Source organism: Streptomyces sp. ASQP_92 (assembly GCF_025399895.1).
Taxonomy (GTDB): domain Bacteria; phylum Actinomycetota; class Actinomycetes; order Streptomycetales; family Streptomycetaceae; genus Streptomyces.
Genome location: NZ_JAODUA010000001.1, coordinates 518696 through 539239 on the forward strand (window position 1 = coordinate 518696; position 20544 = coordinate 539239).

The following is a 20544-nucleotide window of genomic DNA, read 5'->3' on the forward strand; positions in this document are numbered from 1 at the left end:
ATGGTCGTCAGTTCGGCACGAAGCCCTCAGCGGTGATCCGACACGGCCATCGTTGTGGGAACGACTTGAAGGGCACTGGACAACGGCTCGCGATGCGCGGCGAGGCGGGCGTGGGCCAGCAGATCGCGCAGCGAATCGTCCAGGCTCCGCCGCGGTGACCAGCCCAGAAGCCGCTTCGCGCGGCCGATGTCCATGCGCTGCCACTCGGCCTCGGGCGGCCGGCCGCCCGCGCTGGGCGCCTCGATGATCTCGGCGGTGGCGCCCGCGAGTTCGGTGAGCCGGGCCACAAGCGAGCGCACCGATGTCGCCTGCCCGCCCCCGATGTTGAGGACCTGGCCGCTGATGTCGGAGCCGGCCGCGGCGAGCGCCGCGTCCGCCACGTCGCGCACGTCCACGAAGTCGCGGTGGGCAAGGAGCGGGGCGAGCCGCAGAGGCTCGGGGGCGGACGTGACGAGGTGGTGGGCCACCATGCCGAGCAGGCTCGCCCGGTGCGTTCCGGGCCCCGACACATTGGAGACCCGCAGCACCAGACCCCGCGCCCGCCCCGACGCCGCCGCGTCGAGCAGCGCACGGGCCCCGGCCAGCTTCGAGCGGCCGTACGGGGTGACCGGCGCGGTCGGGGTGTCCTCGGTGATGCCGGTGCGCGGCACCGGGCCGTACTCGTGCACCGAGCCGAGCTGGATCAGCCGGGGCGGCGCCTGGAGCGGGGCGGTCGCGGCGACCAGGCGCTCCACCAGGTCGGCGTTGGCGCGCGTCATGTCGTCCTCGGTGGCCTGCCACACGGCGCCCGCCGCGTTCACCACCACCCGCGCGCCGCACTCGGCGAGCAGCTCCGCGATGCGCTCCGGCTCGGCGCTCACCACGTCAAGTGGGCGTATGTGGTGGGGAGTTGACGTGCTCCGGGTGCTGCGGGCGACGCCGGTCACCGTCCAGCCCGCCGCGTCGAACACCTCGCAGATGTGCCGGCCCACGAACCCCGTGGCGCCGAGCACCACCACCGATCCGGCGCCGCCGCCTTCTGTGCCGCCTGTTCTTCGGTCGTTCACCGACACCGTGGCTACCTCCTGTATGCGCGGTTTGAGCGGCACTGTGACGGGTGGCGCTCGGGGACCGCTGGAGGTGGTGGGTGGCGCTACCGGAACTTGAGTCGGGGCGCCTACCGTCCGGGACCATGAGGATCGAAGAGACCGCCGTACCGGACGCGTACCGCATCATGCCGAAGCTGCTGACGGACCCCCGCGGCAGTTTCCACGAGTCGTACCGCTATGACCTGCTCGCCGCCGAGACCGGGCACGAGTTCGTGCCGCGCCAGGTCAACTACTCGGCCTCCTCGCGCAATACGGTGCGCGGGCTGCACGGCGTGGCCATCCCGCCGGGCCAGGCCAAGCTGGTGAGCTGTGTGCGCGGGGCGCTCCTGGACGTGGTCGTCGACGTGCGCGTGGGGTCTCCCACCTTCGGTGAGCACATCACCACGATCCTGGACGCGCGGGAGGGGCGGGCCATGTTCGTGGCGGAGGGGCTCGCGCACGGGTTCGTGGCGCTGACCGACGACACGTGCATCAGCTATCTCTGCTCCACCGAGTACGTGCCGGGTACGCAGCTCGATCTGCGGGCGCTCGACCCGGAGTTGGGGCTGCCCTGGGCGCGGTGGCTCACGGGGGAGCCGGTGTTGTCGGAGAAGGATGCGGGGGCTCCTACCGTCGCGGAGGCCCTGGAGCTCGGGTTGCTTCCTACGTATGCGCAGTGTGTTTCCCTCTACGGGAGGGGTTCGGAGGGGTCGCGCCGGGCGGCGTAGGGGCCGCAGGGCGCTCGGCGGCCTGCGGCCCGGTGGTCGCCTCTTGCGCAGTTCCCCGCGCCCCTTAACTACTCGGTGCCGGCCCGCATCGAGACACCTCGGCGTCTGGGCGGAGCCCCGGGGCCCCTTTTTAGCTGCGGCCCGGTGGTCGCTTCTCGCGCAGTTCCCCGCGCCCCTGGCAGGACCGGTGCCGGCCCGCATGGGTCGCCTCAGCCCGTCCGGCGATGGGAGCCCCCTTTCGGCCGCGGCCCGGTGGTCGCTTCTCGCGCAGTTCCCCGCGCCCCTTAAGTGCTCGGTGCTGGGGCACTTTCAGCCTGTCCGGCGTTTGAGGACGAGCGCCCTTTAGGCGCGATACGGGGTCTGGGGCGGAGCCCCAGGGAGCCCCCTTTTTCGGGTGCGGCCCGGTGGTCGCTTCTCGCGCAGTTCCTCGCGCCCCTTAAGTGCTCGGTGCTGGGGCACTTTCAGCCTGTCCGGCGTTTGAGGACGAGCGCCCTTTAGGCGCGAAACGGGGTTTGGGGCGGAGCCCCGAGGTGCCCTTGCGTCTGCGGGTCGTGCGGGGCTGGTCGCGCAGTTCCTCGCGCCCCTGGCAGGACCGGTGCCGGCCCGCATCGAGACACCTCGGCCCGTCCGGCGTCGCATCGCTTGGGCCCGCCTCCGGATGAGTTCCGGGGGCGGGCCCAAGTCGTGTGGTCAGTGGGTGAGTTGAGGCGACGCCGCGGGGTGGATTCCCAGGGTGGTCAGTGCGGTCGATGGGGACTCCTTCGCTGTGCCGCGGGCGGCCAGGTAGCCGTCGGGGCGGATCAGGAGCCAGGTGCCCGAAGGGGCGCCCAGGGCGGTGGACAGGTGGCCGGACGGGTCGGACAGGGTGTCCGGGCCGGGGGTGTTGACCGTGCGGACGCGTACCGAGGGGCCGTAGTGGTCCTCGGGGGCCGGCCCGAAGGTCAGCAACAGCCATTGCGGGCGCTGGAGTTCGGCGATGACCTCCTGCCAGCCGGGGCTGGTGGCCAGGTCCGGGGTGGTGACGCGGGCCACGCGTTCGCCGGGACGCACCCCGGCGGACGGGGTCGAGGCGTGGGCCAGGGGGCCCGCCGCGTAGCCGAGGCCGAGCGCCGACATGCCGCCCATGATCTTGCGCTGGATGCGCCCCTTGATGGGCGGCAGCGAGCGCAGCACCGTGAACGCGGCACGCAGCGCGGCCGCCGCCTTGCGGCTGCGCAACTGGACCAGCATCGTCGCCATCTTGGTGGTGCGCAGCAACTCCGCGCCCACCGGGACCCGTTCGTCGCTGTAGCTGTCCAGGAGGGTCTCCGGGGCCTCGCCGCGCAGGACCGTGGCGAGCTTCCAGGAGAGGTTGACGGCGTCCTGGACACCGGTGTTCATGCCCTGCCCGGAGGCCGGGCTGTGGACGTGGGCGGCGTCACCGGCGAGCAGGACGCGCCCGTTGCGCATCTGTCCGATCATGCGCTGCTGGATGGTGAACACCGAGACCCAGGACGGCGATTCGACCACCGCGGGCCTGCCCGTACCGGTGCTGATCTTCGCCGAGAAGCGCCGGGCCACCATCGCGTCGTCGCCGCCGTAGGACGTCTCCGCGGTGTCGAGCAGGCGCCACTTGCCGGGCTCGGGGAACGGCACCATCATCACGGTGCCGGTGGGCGTGCGCATCCAGTGGATGCTGTCCTTGGGCAGGTCGCAGTGGACGGTGGCGTCCGCGATCAGCCAGGTCTCGCTCGACTCACCTTCGAGTTTCAGGCCGAGCTGCTTGCGGATGGTGCTGTGTCCGCCGTCCGTGCCGACCAGCCAGTCGACCGTCATGGTCTCGGTGGACCCGTCGGCGTGGACCAGGTGGGCCCGTACGCCGTCGGAGCCCAGGTCCTCGAACTCCGTCAGGCGCACGCCCCACTCGATCTCCACACCCCGGCGGGCCGTCGCGGTGCGCAGCACCTCCTCGGTGATGACCTGGTCGACCATCAGCGTGAAGGGGAAGCGGGTGGGCAGCCGGCTGTAGTCCGTGTCGAAGCGGATCAGGCGCCGGCCGTTCTGGTGCAGCGTGAAGTGCTCCACGCGCTGGCCGCGCGGCAGCAGCTCGTCCAGGATGCCCATCTGGTCGTACGTCTCAAGGGTGCGGGCGTGCGTGGCGAGCGCCCGGCTGGTGGTGGCCGGGCCGGCCGCCGCGTCCACGAGGCGGACCCGGACGCCGTGCCGGGCCAGCTCGTGGGCGGCGCTGAGCCCGACCGGCCCGGCGCCCACGACCAGCACCTGGGGTGCGGGCGCCGTCATGTCGAGCTGTGTCACTTCTGGCCCTCCTGCGGCGCGTGCTTGACCGCCTTCCACCAGCCGGGGTTGTCGCGGTACCAGGCGGCGGTCTCGGCCAGGCCGTCCTCGAAGGAGATGCGCGGCGCGTAGCCGAGCTCCTCGGCGATCTTCGCCTCGCTCAGCGAGTAGCGCAGGTCATGACCCTTGCGGTCGGCGACCCGGACCACCTTCGACCAGTCGTTGCCGGTCAGCTCGAGGAGACGTTCGGTGATCTGGCGGTTGGTCTGCTCGTTGCCGCCGCCCACGTTGTAGATCTCGCCCGCGCGGCCCTTGGCGAGGACGAGCTGGATGGCGCGGCAGTGGTCGTCGACGTGCAGCCACTCGCGGATGTTGGCGCCCTCGCCGTACAGCGGGACCGTCTCGCCTTCGAGCAGGTTGGTCACGAACCGCGGGATCAGCTTCTCGGGGTGCTGGTAGGGCCCGTAGTTGTTGGAGCAGCGGGTGATCGACACGTTCAGGCCGTGGGTGCGCCAGTAGGCGCGGGTGATCAGGTCCGAGCCGGCCTTGGAGGCGGCGTAGGGGGAGTTGGGGAGCAGCGGCCACTCCTCGGTCCAGGAGCCCTCGTCGATGGAGCCGTACACCTCGTCGGTGGAGACGTGCACGACGCGCCGGACGCCGGCGCGCAGGGCGGCCTCCATGACGTTCTGGGTGCCGCCGACGTTGGTGGCGATGAACTCGGCGGCCGACTCCAGGGAGCGGTCCACATGGGACTCGGCCGCGAAGTGGACGACCGCGTCGTGGCCGGGGAACAGCTCCAGGAGCAGTTCCAGGTCGCAGATGTCGCCCTCGACGAAGGTGAGGCGGGGGTGCTCGGCGGGCAGGTTCTCGCGGTTGCCCGCGTAGGTGAGCTTGTCGAGGACGGTGACCTCGGCGTTCTCGTACCCCTCGTAGCCGCCCGCGAGGAGCGTGCGGACGTAGTGCGAGCCGATGAAGCCCGCGCCGCCGGTGACCAGGATCTTGTTCATGCCGCTCTTCTCCGTGCCGCTCATGTCCGTGCCGCTCTTCTCCGTGCCGGGGTGCGTCATGCCGCGACCTCCACGCGGGTGTGGTCGCCGACCACGAGGCGGTGGTGGCGGCTGGCCAGGTCGATGCCCGTGACCGCCGCGGACCTGCCGAGCAGGGAGCCGTGCAGGCCCCGCACCGCGGAGATCGTCGCACCGTCCAGGGCGATCGAGTAGTCGAGATGGGTGCCGGACAGGACGCAGTCCCGGCCGATGGACGTGTGCGGCCCGACGTGGCTGTCCTCCAGGACCGTGCCCGCGCCGATGACGACGGGGCCCTCCACGAAGGACCGCGAGATCCTCGCGCCGGCCTCGACGACGACCGCCCCGATCAGCACGCTCTGGTCGTCGACCTCGCCGTCCACCCGGCGCTCGATGGCGTCGAGCAGCATCTGGTTGCACTCCAGGACGTCCTCGACGCGCCCGGTGTCCTTCCAGTACCCGCGGTACTCCTGGGCCCGGACGGTGGAGCCGTTGGTCACCAGCCACTGGATGGCGTCGGTGATCTCCAGCTCGCCGCGCGCGCTCGGCACGATCGAGTCGACGGCCTCGTGGATGGCCGGGGTGAAGAAGTAGACGCCGATGAGCGCCAGGTTGGAGCGCGGCACCGGGGGCTTCTCGACGAGCCGCTCCACGACGCCGGTCGCGTCGACCTCGGCGACGCCGAAGGCGCGCGGGTCCTCGACCTGGGCGACCAGGACCTGCGCGGCCGGGCGCAGCGCGTGGAACTCGGCGGCGGCCTCGGTGATGCCGTCGGGGAGCATGTTGTCGCCGAGGTACATCACGAAGTCGTCGTCGCCGAGGAAGTCCTGGGCGAGCTGCACGCACTGGGCGAGCCCCTGGGGGCTCTCCTGCGGGATGTAGGTGATCGCGACGCCGAGCCGGGAGCCGTCGCCGAGTGCCTCGGCTATCTCCTCGACGTGGTTGCCGACGATGATGCCGATCTCGGTGACACCGAGGTCGCGGATGTTGTCGAGCACCCGCTCAAGGACGGGCTTGTTGGCGATCGGGATGAGCTGCTTGGGCATGGAGTAGCTGAACGGGCGCAGTCGGCTTCCCGTACCGCCGCTCAGAACCAGAGCCTTCATGGAGGGTCCTCTTCCGTGGGGTTCTTGCCGGGTACTGTCGTGATCAACGCATCAACAGGCGGATGAATGAGGGACGTTGGGGAGCGGTACGCCCCCCGAGGCCGCGGGTCAGGCGGCGGGCACCAGCCGGACGGCCGGGGCGGTGGCCCCGGTGAGGTGCTCCACCAGGTGGGCGAACGTGTCGGTGGCCTGGTGCAGCAGGCTCTGGGTGTCGGGCTCCAGGCCGGCGAAGCCGCCCGGCCCCTTGCGGATGCCGCCCGCGTGCACGAAGAAGGACTCCGAGACCGCCCGCGGCTTCATCGACATCAGCACCGGGCGCAGCCCGTAGTCGAGGGCCAGCACATGGGCGAGCGAGCCGCCGGTGGCCAGCGGCAGCACCACCTTGCCCTCCAGGGCGAACTGCGGCAGTACGTCCAGGAAGGACTTGAGCAGCCCCGAGTAGCCCGCCTTGTAGACGGGGGTGGCCAGCACGATGGCGTCGGCGCGCGCGAACTGCTCGGCTGCTGCGGCGAGTTGGGGATGGTGGACATCGGCCCGTAGGAGTTCGGCCGCGGGCAGGGTGCGCACGGCGAGCGTCTCCACCCGGTGCCCGCGGCCGGCGAGCCGGTCCGCCGCGAGCGTGAGTACCTGGTGGGTGCTGGAGACCGGCGAGGGACTGCCGGAGACGGCGAGGATCGTCGCCATGGACAACCTCCTGATCGAGGATGGGGACAGACGCTGGGGGGCGGCACGCCGCCCGGGGGTCAGGCGGCCAGGACCGGCTCGGCGGCCCTCGCTGCCTCGCGGCGTACCGCGGCGACGCGCTCCAGGGAGGCGAGCACCAGCTGCGGGTCGGCGACGAAGTCCACCAGGCAGGCGATCTCGTCGACGCCGGCCGCGCGCACCCGGCGGGCGGTCTCGGTGCACTCCTCGACCGAACCGATCAGCGAGTTTCCGGAGAGATAACGGTTGACGCCGAGCTCTGCGAGCTTGCGCTGGGCCTTCACGGCGGACAGCACCTCGCGGCCCTGCTTGTTGCCGCTCATCCGGCCGCCGGCCTCGACCGCGAGGGCCTCCAGGTCGATGGCGGAGAGCAGATAGTCGCGCAGGGCGCCGCCGCCCACCTCGCGGGCGGTCGCCGCGTCGTCGGCGACGTAGGTGTGCATCATGACCGTGACCTTGCCTGGACCGTCCCAGCCCGCCTCGGCGCGCGCCGACCGGTACAGGGCGATCTTGTCGCCGAGCGACTCGACGTCCTGGTTCTCCAGATGGGTCAGGATGTTGCAGCCGAGCCGGCCCGCCTCGCGGAAGGTGCCCTCGCTGCGGGACGCGGTCACCCACACCGACAGGTCCTCCTGCACCGGGCGCGGGAAGACGGGCAGGGTGGTCTCGACGCCCAGCGGGTTGGGCCCGGTCCAGTGCCCGGTGCGCCAGGCGGTCCGGATGTCGGTGACATCCTTGATCATCTGCTCGCGCCGGGTCTCGTACTTCTCCGGTGCGATCACGAAGTCGTTGACGTTCCAGCCGGAGCCCACCGAGATCGCGACCCGGCCGCCCGAGATGCCGTCCACCATCGCGAAGTCCTCGACGATGCGGGCGGCCGGATGCAGCGGCGTCACGACGCTGCCGGCCCGGATCTGGATCCGGCTCGTCACCGCGGCGATGGCCGCCGAGGTCACCGCCGGGTTGGGGAAGGCACCGCCGAAGCGGTGGAAGTGCCGCTCGGGCGTCGATACGAAACCGAAGCCCAGCTCGTCGGCGCGGCGGGCCGCGTCCAGCATCAGCCGGTAGGTCTCCTCAGCCCGGTCGCCGACCGCGGCGAAGAAGAAGACACCGAAGTCCAGCGGCCGCTCACCTGCCGAGCCGTGCGCACCGTGGCTGCCGGTCTGCCGGGAATCCGCGTTCATTTAGCGCTGCCTCCTTCCCCGTCGGACGTCGTCGCGGCGGGGTCGTCACCATGGGGGCTTGCTGCCCGGCGACACCATGGGACGCCCTCCTCGCACCGGACTTGAGTCCCGGGCAGGCCCGCGCCGCTCCAGTGCGGCTCAAGTGCGCTGCGAGCGGGCCCCGTTGTGATGGATTCGAGCGAGATCCGAGGAGGGCTCGACATGGGGTGCGCGGCGACACCAGCCCGCCAAGGGGCGCGGGGAACTGCGCGACCAGCCACGGACGGACCGCAGCCGAAGACGAGCACCCGGAAGGTGCTGGGTTCCGGCTCCGCGGGCCCGTGTCCACCGCCACTCGACCCGGGGTCGAGACAACCCCCCCACGCTCAGGGTGACCACCTTCCGTTCCGATGACCACGAGGTTGCTGGATGACGACTCAGACGCTGGTTGCCGCGGACACCGGCACCGACACCGTCCACGGACTGCTCGCGGCCGCCGTGGCCGCCCGGCCCGACGCCCCCGCGGTGCGCGACGCCTCGGGCGTGTGGACCTACGCGGAACTGGACGCCTGGTCACGGGCGTACGCCGACTGGCTCACCGCCCAGGGTGTGGGACACGCGGACCGGATCCTGGTCCGCGTCGGCAACACCCGTGAATTCACCGCCCTGATGTTCGGCGCGCTGCGCCGTGGCATCGCCTTCGTGCCGGTCAACCCGGCGATGAAGCGGTTCCACCTGAACACCGTGGTGCCGGACTGCGACCCGGTCCTCGTGATCGGCCAGGACGCCCAGGACACCGCGGTCCTACGGGAGTTGACGGACCGTCCGGTCTTCGAGCTCGACGACGTACGCCTCGGCGCCGAGGCGCTGTACGACGCGGCCCCCGGAGCCTTTGAGGCGCCCGTCGCCCCGGACGGCCTCGGTCTGCTCATCTACACCTCGGGCTCCACCTCGGCGCCCAAGGCCGTGGTCAGCACGCACGCCCCGATCGTCTTCGCCGCCCGCGCCATCCAGGCCCGGCTGGACTACCGCGAGGACGACGTCGTCCTGGTCGCGGTGCCGGTCTCCTTCGACTACGGGCTCTACCAGATCCTGCTGTCCGTCATCGCGGGCGCCCAGGTGGTGCTCACCTCGCCGGACCGCCATGTGCGGCTGCTGTCCACGCTGCACGAGTACGGGGTCACGGTCGTTCCGCTGGTGCCCTCGCTCGGCGAGATGCTGCTCACGCTCTCCAGGCGGGACCGCCGCGAGGCGCCCCCGGTGCGGCTGTTCACCAACACCGGCGCGGCCCTCACCGGGCCCGTCATCGCCCAGCTGCGGGCCGCGTTCCCCGCCGCCCAGGTGTCGCCGATGTTCGGCACCACCGAGTGCAAGCGCATCACCGTGCTCGAACCGGACGGCGACATCGCGCGCCCCGGCTCGGTCGGACGCGCCCTGGACGGCACCGAGGTGCTGATCCTGGACGACGACGGCCGGCTCCTGCCGCCCGGCACGGTCGGCGAGATCTGCGTACGCGGACCGCACATCATGACCGGCTACTGGCAGGCCCCGGAGCAGACCGCGCTGCGGTTCCGCCCCGACCCGGTGACCGGCGAGACCACCCTGCACACCGGCGACTACGGCCACCTCGACACCGACGGCCACCTCTACTTCGAGGGGCGCCGCGACGACCTGTTCAAGCGCAAGGGCGTCCGCATGGGCACCCTGGAGATCGAGACGGCCGCCCTGGACATCGAGGGCGTCACGGCCGCCGCCGCCCTGGCCCCGGCCGAGGGCCAGGACCTCACGCTGTACGCCGTCACCGAGCTCTCGGCCGACGAGGTGCTCGCGCAGCTCACCGAGCGTCTGGAGGCCGCCAAGGTCCCCGCCGCCTGCCATCTGCTCGACGCGCTTCCCCTCACCCCGAACGGCAAGACCGACAAGCAGCGCCTGCGCCGCGAACAGAAGTGACTGAAGTCACCCCGTAAGGAGATTGAGCCATGACCACCACTGACGTCTCGTGGGACGCCGGCTTCGAGCAGCTGCTGACCTCGGTCCTGCCGCGTGTCACGGGCCCGCTGGACCCCGCCCTCGACCTCAAGGCCGTCGGCCTCGACTCGATGGCCACGATCGAACTTCTGGTCCGCCTGGAGGACCAGTACGACGTGGAGATTCCCGAGGACAAGCTCACGTCCGCGACCTTCGCGTCGCCGGGTGCGCTGTGGGCGGTCCTCGCCGCCCAGCGCGCCTGACCCGACCCCCGGTTTCCGCCGCACCATCCAACCCCCCACCCCTTAACGTCCGTTGGAGGACACCATGAGCCACCTCATCATCGGTCTCGCCGTCACCGTCGTCGTCTGCCTCGTCATCAAGTTCGGCGGGGACGCGCTCAAGAAGCGTCGCGGCTAGTCCGTACGCCTGCGGGACCCGGAGGGGTCCGCCGTGCCTCATGGCCGGCGGGCCCCTTCCGCATGCGCCCGCGGCTCCGCCCGCCCGTGCACCGGGGTTGGTTGGTTCGGGCCTTCCTGGGGCTCCGCCCCAGACCCCGAGGCACCTCGCCCACCCACCCGCCCGTGCATCGGGGTTGGATGGTTCGGGCCTTCCTGGGGCTCCGCCCCAGACCCCGGGCACCTTTGCCCACCCGCCCGCCCGTGACGGGGGTTGGATGGTTCGGGCCTTCCTGGGGCTCCGCCCCAGACCCCGTATCGCGCCTGAACGGCGCTCGTCCTCAATCGCCGGACGGGCTGAGGGTGCTGGCCGGCACCGAGTAGTTCAGGGGCGCGGGGAACTGCGCGAGAAGCGACCACGGTCCGCAGGGTCGGGAGGGGTTGAGGGTTCGACGGGGCCGGGCCGGGCGTGCTGGAGGGCCCCCGCCGGGGTGGCGAGGGCCCTGGGGGCGAGGGGGGGGGTCAGGCCGTGGCCAGGCGCTCCAGGTCCTCCACCACCCGCGCCGGACTCGGCATCTCCACCATGTCCGCCCGCAACTCCTGCGCGCACTTCAGATAGCGCGCATCGTCAAGCACGTCCCGGATCGCCTCGCGGACCTGGGCGGGGTCGTTCTGGGGGGCCGCCTCGCCGAGGACCCGGGCCGCGCCGGCCGCGGCGAGCAGTTCGGCCGAGGCGAACTGGTCGACGATCTGGGGCAGCACCACCTGGGGGAGACCGAACGAGCACGACGTGAGGGTCGTGTTCGCGCCGCCGTGGTGGATGACGGCGTCACAGTCCCGCAGGAAGAGGTTGAGCGGGACCGGCTCGACGACCCGGACGTTGTCCGGCACCGCGCCGAAGCCGGCGTGGAAGGCGGCGTCCGCCGTCACCACCGCCTCGACGTTCTCCAGGCCCTCGAACGCCGCGATGATCGAGCGGTACAGGCCGGTGCCGTTGAGGACGAGGGTCTGGCGGCCCAGGCACACCACGACGCGGCGCACCCCGTCGGCGGCCGGCTGGTGCAGCCAGTCGGGCACGGTGCCGGTGCCGTTGAACGGGACGTAGCCGATCGGCGCGCCCGGCGCCGCGCTCGGGTGGCGCAGCGCGGGCGGGCACGGGTCGAGGAGCAGGGTCGGGTCGGGCAGCCCGTCCAGGCCGAGCCGCTCGGCGGTCCCGTACAGGAAGTTGCGGGCCGAGGCGCGCGAGGGGCCGCTCAGCGGGTCGACGCCCCAGCGGTGCTGCACCGAGGGGATGCCGAGGGCGCCCGCGACGAGCTGGCCCGCCAGCTCCATCTGCTCCGAGATGATCAGGTCGGGCCCCCAGTCGCGGGCGAACTCCAGGTAGGAGCTCACCAGATAGCGGGCGTGGGTTTCCCAGAGTTTGGTCGTGCCCGCCATCTTCTCCGGCGGGGTCGGTCCCATCAGCTCCAACGGGCGTACGCCGTCCGGGAGATGGCGCTGGAGGACGTCCAGGCCGTGGAAGCGGTCGCCGATGTCGACGGCCGAGATCCCGGCGGCGCGGGCCGCGTCGGTGACGTCAGGCTGCGCGGCGACCGTCACCTCGTGACCCGCTCCCCTCAGCGCCCAGGCCAGCGGCACCATGGGGGTGAAGTGGGTGGGGAAGGGGGTGCTCAGCATCAGTACGCGCATCGTCGTCGTCCTCCTCGGACGCTCGGGGGGCCTCGTCGGCCGGTTCGGGGGTGGCGTGGGCGGGGGCGGCGGGCTGCTCGGCCGGGGTCTCGGCCGCCGCGGCCAGGGCGTTCACGTCGACGTCCTTCATGACCAGGGCGGTCACCAGGGCGATCGAGAGGAGTCCGGCGGCCGTCAGGAGCAGCGTGGACGTGGCGTGGGCGAACGCGTCCGTGACCAGGTGACGGTGGACCGCGTCGAGTCCGGTGAGCTGGGCCGCGGCGGTGTCCGGGTCCTTGATGCCCGAGGCTCCCGCGGCCGAGGCGAAGCGGGCGCTGAGCACCGCCCCGAGCACGGTGCCGCCGATGGTGGTGCCCAGCATGGTGGCGAACCGCGAGGTGGTGGTGACCACGCCCAACTGGTCGGCGGAGGCCGCCGATTGGGTCATGAACAGGGCGATCGAGGTGACGCCGCCCAGGCCCACGCCGAGCAGCAGGAGCAGGACGTCGAGTTGCCAGACGGGCGCGTCGGTCACGGTGAGGCCGAGCCCGGCCACCGAGGCGGTCGCCGTCGCCGTCGTCGCCACCAGGACCGACTTGCACTTGCCGGTACGCGCGATGAGCTTGCCCCAGCCGAGGAAGACCAGGACCACGCCGACGGCCAGCGGGATCAGATGCAGGCCCACGGCGTCGAGGGACACACCCCGCACGATGTTCAGGTAGTTGATGAAGAACACCGGCAGGGACAGCAGGGCGAAGCCGCCCACGAACTGGAGGATCGCGGCGGGCCGGAACACCTTGTCCTTGAACAGGGTGAGCGGCATCAGCGGGTCGGCCGCCTTCAGCTGCCGGGTCACGAAGCCGCCGGCCATCAGCACGCCGCCGTAGAAGTAGGGCAGCACCGACCCGGAGAACGAGTGGGTCTCGCCGTACTCCTTGACCCCGAGCAGCAGGGCGCAGGTGGCGGCCGCGATGAGCACCGAGCCGAGGATGTCGACCTTCTGCCGGGTGCCCTTCACCGGAAGGCGCAGCGCCCAGGCCACGCCGATGAGCGCGAGTCCGGCGACCGGCACGTTGAACAGGAAGATCCAGCGCCAGGAGAGGTTCTCGCTGAGGGGGCCGCCGATCATCGGCCCGGCGATGATGCCGGCCGCGATGAGCGCGCCGCCCGCGTTGGAGCGTCCGGCCCGCGACTTGGGCGGGTACAGGGTGGCGATGACGATCAGGGTCATGCTCATCAGGCCGCCGCCGCCGAGCCCCTGGACCGCGCGGAAGACGATGAGCTGGGTGAGGGAGCCGGCGGTCGCGCAGAGCGCGGAACCGGCGAGGAAGGTGGCGAGCGCGGCCAGGTAGACCCGGCGCGGCCCGTAGCTGTCGCTGAGCCTGCCGTACAGCGGCTGCGCGGCCGTCGCGGCCAGCAGATACGCGGTGATCAGCCAGGGGAAGCGGTCGATGCCGTGCGCGGGGTCGAGGTCGCGCACGATGGGCAGCACGGCCGAGGAGATGATCGAGCCGTCGAGCAGGGCCAGCGTCATGATGGCCATGGCGCAGGCGATGAACACCAGGACCTTGACGTCGCTCATGCCGTACGGGTTGGGCTTCTTCTCCTTGGCCTCCTTCTGGGCGGCCGGCTTCTCCGTCGCCGTGCCGCTGGCGGCTCCGGCGGTCACGTCGGTGCTCACGCGAGTACCTCCTGGCGTGTCGTCAACTGTTCGAGCAGGGGGACCGTGTCGGCCGGGGTCGGCATGGCCTCGACCTCCGTCCGCAGGCGCAGCGCGCCCTCGCGGAAGCCGGATTCGGTCAGCAACGCGTGGACGGTGTCGGCGAGTTGGGCGTCGTCGTTCTGGAGCTCGGCGGTGTCCAGGCTGACGCCGGCGCCCGCCGCGGCCACCCGGTCGCCCGCGACGAACGTCTCGTCGAGCTGGGGGAGGACCAGCTGGGGGACGCCGAACGCGGCCGCGGCCAGCGTGGAGCCGGGCCCGCCGTGGTGGACGACGAGGTCGGCGTCCTTGAAGAGCAGGCCCGGCTCGGTCCGGTCGGTGTACGTCATGCCCTCGGGCAGTTCGCCGATCGCGGCGCGGTGCCGGGGCGCCGCCGAGACGACCGCCTCCACACCGCCCGCCGCGGCCAGCGCGTCCAGGACGCGGCGCAGCAAGGGGGCGCCGTCGAGGTCCAGGGTGTAGCCGCCGAGGGCCACCGCGACCCGGCGCCCGGGAACTGCCGTGTAGGTCCAGGGCGTGCCGTCGCCGGTGTGCGGCACGGGGCGGATCGGGCGGGCCGGCGGTGCGTCGGTGCTCGCGAGGGAGGGCGGCGCCGGGTCGAGCGTCAGATCGGGTTCGGGTACGGAGTCCAGGCCGAGCCGCTCGCACAGCGGGCCCAGCCACATCCGGGTCTGGCCGAGCATGAAGGTGCTGGTGGGTGCGGTGCCCCAGCGGTGCCAGACGCTCGGGACGCCCAGCGCCTTGGCGATGACGGGGCCCGCGAACTCCATGTGGTCGCCGAGCACCAGGTCCGGCCGCCACTCACGGGCCAGCTCCAGGTAGTCGTACAGGAAGTAGGGGGCGTGGTTGCGCCACATCTGGGCGGCGCCGTCGATCTGCGGGGCCGGCGGGCGGCCCACCACCTCGATGGGGCGCAGGCCCTTCCGCCGCCGGCCCCGGCGCAGGTCCTGGTAGTGGAAGGCCTCGCCGAACGTGGCGGTCGCCAGGCCCGCCGCCTCGGCGGGCCCGGTCACATCGGGCTGCCCGGCCACGAGCACGTCGTGGCCCGCGTCGGTGAGCGCCCGCACCAGGGGCAGCATGGGCAGGAAGTGCGTGTCGACGGGGGTGGCGATGATCAGTACGCGCATCGGAGGTTCTCCAGGTCACGGACGACGGCGGCGGGGCTCGGCATGGCGGCCATGGTCTCGGCGAGGACGGACGCGCCCTTGGCGATCCGCTCGTCGGCGAGCAGGGTGCGCACGGCCTCGGCCACCTGGGCGGGGTCGTTCTGCGCGTCGGCGGTGCGCAGGGTGAGGCCGGCGTCCGCCGCGGCCAGCAGATCGCCGCCCTCGAACTGGTCGACCAGCTGCGGCATGATCAACTGCGGGACACCGAAACCGGCCACGGTGAGCAGGGTGTTGGCGCCGCCGTGGGTGACCACCGCGTCCGTCGTGTCGAGGAAGCCGTTGAGCGGGGTCGGCGCGATGACGCGCACATTGGACGGGATGGTGCCGAGCTCGTCGACGAACTCCTCCTGCACCGTCATCACCGCCTCGGTCTCCGGCAGGTCACCGAAGGCCTGGACGATGCCGCGGAACATCGGGAGCCCGCCGAGCGAGATGGTCTGGCGGCCCATGGTCACGCAGACCCGCGGCTTGTCGCCGCGCCGGCGCAGCCAACCGGGCACCGAACCCGCGCCGTTGAACGGGATGTGCCGGATGGGGGCGCCGGCCGGGGCGCCCTCCACGAGGAGCTGCGGCGGGGCCGGGTCGAGCAGCAGATCGGGCCTGGGCAGGCCGCCCTCGATGCCGAGCCGTTCACAGGTGCCCTGGAGCAGGTCCTCGGCGGTGGCCCGCATCAGGTGGCTCATCGGGTCGACGCCCCAGCGGTGCGAGACCACCGGGATCTTGTGGACGCCGCCGATGAGGCAGGCGGCCCAGTCGAAGATCTCCGAGATGACGAGATCCGGCTTGAACCGGCTCGCGACCTCCAGGTACTTGGGCGCCATGTAGCGGGTGTGCAGCACCCACACCCGGGAGCCGATCATGGTCATCTTCGGGGTGAGCGGGCCGACGATCTCGATGGGCCGCTTGTCGGGGGGCAGCGGCGGGCTCAGCAGGTCCTTGCCGAAGAACTGCCGCCCCACGGAGACCGTGTTGAGTCCCGCGGAACGCGCCATCGGGATGATGTCGGGCTGCCCGGCGACCAGCACCTCGTGCCCGGCGCCGCGCAGCGCCCAGGCCAGCGGCACCATGCAGGTGAAGTGGGTGGACTCGGGGCTGCTCAGGATCAGTACACGCATGAGGTGTCCTTGGAGGTGAGGGAGGCGGCGGGGGCTTCGGCCGGTGCGCCGGGGCCGCGGCGCAGGCCCTCGGTGTAGGCGGTCACCACCCGGTCGGCGATCTCGGCCGGTATCCGGTCGGTGCGTACCGAGGCGGTGATCAGGGCGCCGTCCGCGGTGGTGCGGACATCCAGCTCCAGCTCGGTGAACATGGTGGGTGCGCCGATGCGCGACAACTGGGCGGTGCAGTGGGCGAGTTCGAGGCGTGGGTCCGGGTCGTCCTGCATCAGGAAGCTGGGCATCGGGCGCAGCGACTCGCCGCCGCCGGTCAGCACCACGGTGCGGGCGAGGCGGGCGCCGCCGGTCTCCTGGGCGGCCAGCGCCTCGTCGACATGGGAGACGGCCTGTTCGAGCAGGCCCGAGCCGTCGTCCTTGTGCGGCGGCCAGAAACGCAGGAACAGCAGGTCGACCCGGCAGGTGACGGCGCCGGCGAGCACCTCGCTGCCGCGCCGGGCCACCGGGACCTTCACCGCGATGTCCTGCTGGCCGGTCAACTCGCGCAGCACGAGGCCGAACTGGGCCGCGAGCAACGCGAAGCGGGTGGTGCCGAGGGTGCGGGCCCGCTCGTCCCAGCGGGCGAGTTCGGCCCGGGTCACGGTCAGCGCGGGGGAGTAGCCGGGACCGGCGTTGAGGTCGTTGTCGGCGCGGCCCGGCAGCTCCAGGGGCTCCTGGAGTTCCAGGTGGTCCTCCCAGTACTCCGCCTGCGCCGCCAGGTCCACCCGGGAGATCACCCGGCGGTGGTCGGCGGACACCTCGGCGAGGGTCGGCGCGGGCGCCGGGAAGGCGGGGGCACGGCCCGCGCGCCGGGCGGCGTAGGCCAGCGACAGATCCCGGGCGAGCACCGTCTCGGACGCCCCGTCGAAGGCGACATGGTGGGCGACCAGCCCGAACAGGGTGCGCCCGGTGTCCTTCGCGCGTACGGCGGCGCACCGCCACACCCGCGCCTCGCGCACGGCGAGCGGGGTGAACGCCGCCGCCAGCCAGGCGGTGACCGCGGCCCCCTCGTCGGGGGCGTCGGACAGCCGGAGCACCTCGGCCCCGGCCGGACGGTCCGGCACCACCGCGTACCCGATCTCGTTGTCGCGGATCAAGTACCGCGCGTGCAGGGCCTGATGGCGCCCGTGGACGTCACCGGCCGCCGCCGCGAGGGCGTCCAGGTCGAGCGGGCCCTCGATCCACCAGGTCATCCGGCACAGCCCGCCGAGCCCGTCCTTGTCGTGGGCGGCGGCGAACAGGAAGCCGGACTGCTCGGGCGGCAGCAGGATCTCGCCGGGCGCGAGGCCCGGCACCGGGGCGTCGGCGGCCCGCGCGGAGCGCGCGGTGGCGTCCAGCCAGGCGGCGAGCCGGCGCACGCTCGGGGTGCGGAAGATCTGCGAGGGCTGGACGGCCGCGCCGAGCACCGCGTCCAGGTGCTGGCACAGGCGGGCCGCCTCCAGGGAGCTGCCGCCGAGCTCGAAGAACGACACGTCGCCCGGCACCCGGTCGAGGTCGAGCACCGAGGCGAACCCGTCGGCGACCAGCGCCGCCGTGCCCTCGAACGACTCCTGCGCCGCCTCGGAACGGTCGTGCTCCGGGCGGATCTGGGCGGCCAGCGCGCGCCGGTCGATCTTGCCGTTCGCCAACTGGGGGAACTGGTCCAGGAGATGGACGCGCCGGGGCACCAGATACTCGGGAAGGAGCGCGACGAGCCGCTCGCGCAGCGCCTCGGGCCCGGTGCCGTCCTCGCTCCGCGTGTAGAACAGGGCGAGCCCGTGGTAGGAGCCGTCGGGCTTGGGCATCGGCACGACCGCGGCGCCGGTCACCGTCGCCACCCGCTCCACGGTGCGCTCCACCTCGGCGGGCTCGATCCGATGTCCCCGGATCTTGATCTGGCGGTCGCCGCGGCCGGTGTAGTGGAAGACGCCCGCCGCCGAACGGTGACCCAAGTCGCCCGTGCGGTACAGGCGTTGGGGTCGGCCCTCGATCTCCACCGTGACGAAGACCTCCGCGGTGAGGTCCGGGTTGCCGAGGTAGCCGAGGGCGAGGCCCGGGCCGCCCAGGCACAGCTCCCCGGTCTCGCCGGGAGCACACCCCCGGGTGCCGTCCAGGACGTACACATCGGTGTGCGCGAGCGCGCGGCCCAGTGGGATGCCGGCCGGGTCGTCGCAGTCCTCGGGGCGCACCGGGTGCCCGGTGACGACCGCCCCGCACTCCACGGGCCCGTACACGTTGAGAAGCCGGATGCCGGGGTGCTCGGCGAGGAAGGCGCGCACCCGGGTCGGGGCGGCCCGCTCGCCGCCGATGGACAGCCACTTCATCCCCGCGAAGGCGCCCACATCGGTGGTGACCAGCATGTTGAAGAGCTGCGTCGTCATGAACGCCGCGTTCACGCCCTCCTCGGCGATCAGCGCGCGCAGGGTGCGCGGCACCAGCACCGTCTCGTCGAGGAGCACCGTGCGGCCGCCGGTCAGGAGCATGCTCCAGCAGTCGAGCGCGAAGCCGTCCCAGGTCGGCGGGGCGGTCTGCGGCATCACGGTGCCGGGACCCAGCTCGGCGTAGAAGTCGTCGCCGTCGAAGAGGCGCACCACGTTCTCGTGGCTGGACACCACGCCCTTGGGGGTGCCGGTGGAGCCGGAGGTGAAGAACACCGAGCAGGCGTCCGCGCCGTCCACCGCGACCGGCGCCGGGGCCAGACCGCGCGCCGCGGTGACGGCGAGGTCCTCGGCGGGCGGTGTCCACACCGGCACCGGCCAGTCGCCCTCCACGCCGGTCACCAGGAGCGGCGCGCCGAGCTGGCCGATCACCGCCTCGAGCCGGTCGACGGGCCACCGGGCGTCCAGGAACGAATAGGCCGCACCGCACTTGAACAGCGCGATCAGCACCGCGATCAGCGGGGTGCCGCGCTCCATGAGCACCGGCACCAGGTGCCCCCGGCGCACGCCGTGGGCCTGGAGCAGCGCCGCGTAGCCGTCGGACGCGGCGTCGAGCTCGCGGTAGGAGACGCCGGACCCGCGGTGGGAGACGGCGATCGCCTCGGGGAAGCGGCGGGCCGCGTCCTGGAACAGGCCGTGCATGGTGGCGCCCCGCACGAAGCGGTGGTGCGTGCCCGTCGTGGGCTCAAGGAGTACGGTCATCGTCTTCCTGTCTCCTCAGGTGTGGGTACGTCCGTACGACCGGCTCTCACGCACTCCTCCAGGAAGCCCACGAGCTGGTCGGGGGTGGGCATCCGGTCGGTCTCGGCGCGCAGCGCGCGGGAGCGCTCGCGGTAGGAGGGGCGGGTCAGCAGGTCCTGGACGGCCGTGCCGACCGCGCCCTCCTCGGCGTCGGCGGGCAGCGCGGTGCCCGCGCCGGACGCGCGGACCAGATCCGACCAGTGCTCCTGGAAGGCGTTGCGCGGCAGCAGGAGCTGGGGAAGGCCGTGGGTGACGGCGATCAGGCCGCTGCCGACGCCGCCGTGGTGGACGAGCGCGTCGCAGTGCGCGAGCAGCACGTCCAGCGGGAACGACTCCACCATCCGTACGCCGTCCGGGAGTTGACCGGCGCCCGCCGCCTGCTCGGGGGTGACGGCGAGGACGACATCGGTGTCCAGGGCGAGCAGCGAGCGGACCACGTGGTCGCGCACCTCGTCCAGGGCGGAGGTGGTCACCCCGCCGGTGACACAGACCAGCGGGCGCCCCGAGGGGCGCTCCGAGCGCAGCCACCCGGGCAGCGCGGCCGGTCCGGCGAACGGGACGTAGCGCATGTTGGCGCGGCGCACCCCGTGCGGCGGGCGCAGGCCCGGCGGGCACGGGTCGATCCACACCGAGGGGCCCACCACGGGCTCCACGCCGAAGCGTTCGAAGAGCCGGGCGTAGGAGGGGCGCAGCTCCGCCTCGCTCTCGCAGTGCACACCGAGCGAGACGCCCCAGGTGTGCCCGACGGCCGGCACCTTGACCGCGGCGGCGGCCACCAGGCCCGCGGCGGCGGCGGTGTCGTGCACCACGATGTCCGGGCGCCAGAAGCGGGCGAAGTCGACGAGGTCGTCGGTGAGGGTGTCGGCGACGGCGATCATCTTCTCGATGAGCGCCTCGCTCAGATCGGCGTCCAGGACGGCCGCCGAGGCGTTGGCGGCCTTCAACCTGCCCGGCCCCAGGCCGAGTTGGCGGGCCGCGACCGCCCCGGTGGCCGCCTCGTCGCCGACGGGCACGGCCACCAGGCCCGCCCGGGTGACGGGGGCCACGCACTGGGGCCGCACCGCCACCCGTACCTCGTGGCCGGCAAGGCGGCAGGCCCAGGCGAGCGGGATGATCCAGGGGACATGGGCCGGGCCGTGCCCCACGAACAACACGCGCATTCAGTTGCCTCACTCCATCGCGTACGGTCAGTGGCAGGGCAAGGGTGGGGTCACCCGCTCGAATGCGACTCGCGTCCGGTACGAACACGAAAG

15 protein-coding genes are annotated in these 20544 nt (G+C 72.6%); 3 read left to right on the top strand and 12 right to left on the bottom strand.

All coding sequences use genetic code 11. The features are described from left to right. Positions 1-26 precede the first annotated feature (26 nt). Entirely contained in the window at positions 27-1052 is a 1026-nt protein-coding gene (locus N4G70_RS02255) for an NAD(P)-dependent oxidoreductase (RefSeq protein ID WP_261710643.1), read from the bottom strand. A gap of 119 nt (positions 1053-1171) precedes the next feature. Between N4G70_RS02255 and N4G70_RS02260 the strand changes: the two genes are divergently transcribed. Further along, complete coding sequence (locus tag N4G70_RS02260; RefSeq protein ID WP_261710644.1) at positions 1172-1795, top strand: dTDP-4-dehydrorhamnose 3,5-epimerase family protein; 624 nt, start codon at positions 1172-1174, stop codon at positions 1793-1795. Between the two features lie 690 nt (positions 1796-2485). On the opposite strand, the gene N4G70_RS02265 is transcribed toward N4G70_RS02260, so the two are convergent. The 5 genes from N4G70_RS02265 to N4G70_RS02285 all read right to left on the bottom strand — a co-directional run bounded on the left by N4G70_RS02265 (position 2486) and on the right by N4G70_RS02285 (position 8086). Continuing rightward, on the bottom strand, positions 2486-4090 hold the full coding sequence (locus N4G70_RS02265) for an FAD-dependent oxidoreductase (protein WP_261710645.1): 1605 nt from the start codon (positions 4088-4090) through the stop codon (positions 2486-2488). Further along, positions 4087-5076: a dTDP-glucose 4,6-dehydratase gene (gene rfbB, locus N4G70_RS02270; protein ID WP_261711341.1), complete on the bottom strand. Its 990-nt coding sequence runs from the start codon at positions 5074-5076 to the stop codon at positions 4087-4089. The genes N4G70_RS02265 and rfbB overlap by 4 nt, the downstream gene beginning before the upstream one ends. Before the next feature lie 56 nt (positions 5077-5132). After that, positions 5133-6200: a glucose-1-phosphate thymidylyltransferase gene (locus N4G70_RS02275; protein ID WP_261710646.1), complete on the bottom strand. Its 1068-nt coding sequence runs from the start codon at positions 6198-6200 to the stop codon at positions 5133-5135. 108 nt (positions 6201-6308) lie between these two features. Continuing rightward, positions 6309-6884, bottom strand: coding sequence for an NADPH-dependent FMN reductase (gene ssuE, locus N4G70_RS02280; protein WP_261710647.1), 576 nt, complete (start codon positions 6882-6884; stop codon positions 6309-6311). A gap of 59 nt (positions 6885-6943) precedes the next feature. Next, complete coding sequence (locus N4G70_RS02285) at positions 6944-8086, bottom strand: MupA/Atu3671 family FMN-dependent luciferase-like monooxygenase (RefSeq protein ID WP_261710648.1); 1143 nt, start codon at positions 8084-8086, stop codon at positions 6944-6946. A 408-nt stretch (positions 8087-8494) separates the two neighbouring features. On the opposite strand from N4G70_RS02285, the gene N4G70_RS02290 reads away from it, so the two are divergent. Both N4G70_RS02290 and N4G70_RS02295 read left to right on the top strand, forming a co-directional pair. Continuing rightward, positions 8495-10015, top strand: a complete 1521-nt coding sequence (locus tag N4G70_RS02290) for a class I adenylate-forming enzyme family protein (RefSeq protein WP_261710649.1) — start codon at positions 8495-8497, stop codon at positions 10013-10015. 29 nt (positions 10016-10044) lie between these two features. Further along, positions 10045-10296, top strand: coding sequence for a phosphopantetheine-binding protein (locus tag N4G70_RS02295; RefSeq protein WP_261710651.1), 252 nt, complete (start codon positions 10045-10047; stop codon positions 10294-10296). 657 nt (positions 10297-10953) lie between these two features. On the opposite strand, the gene N4G70_RS02300 is transcribed toward N4G70_RS02295, so the two are convergent. The 6 genes from N4G70_RS02300 to N4G70_RS02325 are packed head-to-tail and all read right to left on the bottom strand — an operon-like array spanning position 10954 to position 20451. Next, positions 10954-12120 carry a nucleotide disphospho-sugar-binding domain-containing protein gene (locus N4G70_RS02300; RefSeq protein ID WP_261710652.1) on the bottom strand — a complete coding sequence of 389 codons (1167 nt, stop codon included), beginning with the start codon at positions 12118-12120 and terminating at the stop codon, positions 10954-10956. Beyond that, positions 12008-13780: an MFS transporter gene (locus N4G70_RS02305; protein WP_261710653.1), complete on the bottom strand. Its 1773-nt coding sequence runs from the start codon at positions 13778-13780 to the stop codon at positions 12008-12010. The genes N4G70_RS02300 and N4G70_RS02305 overlap by 113 nt, the downstream gene beginning before the upstream one ends. Continuing rightward, a complete protein-coding gene (locus N4G70_RS02310; RefSeq protein ID WP_261710654.1) occupies positions 13777-14946 on the bottom strand; it encodes a nucleotide disphospho-sugar-binding domain-containing protein in 1170 nt (389 codons plus the stop codon). Before N4G70_RS02310 ends, N4G70_RS02305 begins: the two co-directional genes overlap by 4 nt. Next, on the bottom strand, positions 14934-16100 hold the full coding sequence (locus tag N4G70_RS02315) for a nucleotide disphospho-sugar-binding domain-containing protein (RefSeq protein WP_261710655.1): 1167 nt from the start codon (positions 16098-16100) through the stop codon (positions 14934-14936). The genes N4G70_RS02310 and N4G70_RS02315 overlap by 13 nt, the downstream gene beginning before the upstream one ends. After that, on the bottom strand, positions 16088-19252 hold the full coding sequence (locus N4G70_RS02320) for an amino acid adenylation domain-containing protein (RefSeq protein ID WP_261710656.1): 3165 nt from the start codon (positions 19250-19252) through the stop codon (positions 16088-16090). Before N4G70_RS02320 ends, N4G70_RS02315 begins: the two co-directional genes overlap by 13 nt. Then, on the bottom strand, positions 19249-20451 hold the full coding sequence (locus N4G70_RS02325) for a nucleotide disphospho-sugar-binding domain-containing protein (RefSeq protein WP_261710657.1): 1203 nt from the start codon (positions 20449-20451) through the stop codon (positions 19249-19251). The genes N4G70_RS02320 and N4G70_RS02325 overlap by 4 nt, the downstream gene beginning before the upstream one ends. Positions 20452-20544: the final 93 nt, after the last annotated feature.

Bases quoted from the DNA above. Each gene is read 5' to 3' on its own strand.
- N4G70_RS02285 (WP_261710648.1), bottom strand. From the start codon at position 8,086: ATGAACGCGGATTCCCGGCAGACCGGCAGCCACGGTGCGCACGGCTCG.
- N4G70_RS02300 (WP_261710652.1), bottom strand. From the start codon at position 12,120: ATGCGCGTACTGATGCTGAGCACCCCCTTCCCCACCCACTTCACCCCC.
- ssuE (WP_261710647.1), bottom strand. From the start codon at position 6,884: ATGGCGACGATCCTCGCCGTCTCCGGCAGTCCCTCGCCGGTCTCCAGC.
- N4G70_RS02325 (WP_261710657.1), bottom strand. From the start codon at position 20,451: ATGCGCGTGTTGTTCGTGGGGCACGGCCCGGCCCATGTCCCCTGGATC.
- rfbB (WP_261711341.1), bottom strand. From the start codon at position 5,076: ATGAACAAGATCCTGGTCACCGGCGGCGCGGGCTTCATCGGCTCGCAC.
- N4G70_RS02275 (WP_261710646.1), bottom strand. From the start codon at position 6,200: ATGAAGGCTCTGGTTCTGAGCGGCGGTACGGGAAGCCGACTGCGCCCG.
- N4G70_RS02315 (WP_261710655.1), bottom strand. From the start codon at position 16,100: ATGCGTGTACTGATCCTGAGCAGCCCCGAGTCCACCCACTTCACCTGC.
- N4G70_RS02320 (WP_261710656.1), bottom strand. From the start codon at position 19,252: ATGACCGTACTCCTTGAGCCCACGACGGGCACGCACCACCGCTTCGTG.
- N4G70_RS02310 (WP_261710654.1), bottom strand. From the start codon at position 14,946: ATGCGCGTACTGATCATCGCCACCCCCGTCGACACGCACTTCCTGCCC.
- N4G70_RS02295 (WP_261710651.1), top strand. From the start codon at position 10,045: ATGACCACCACTGACGTCTCGTGGGACGCCGGCTTCGAGCAGCTGCTG.
- N4G70_RS02260 (WP_261710644.1), top strand. From the start codon at position 1,172: ATGAGGATCGAAGAGACCGCCGTACCGGACGCGTACCGCATCATGCCG.
- N4G70_RS02290 (WP_261710649.1), top strand. From the start codon at position 8,495: ATGACGACTCAGACGCTGGTTGCCGCGGACACCGGCACCGACACCGTC.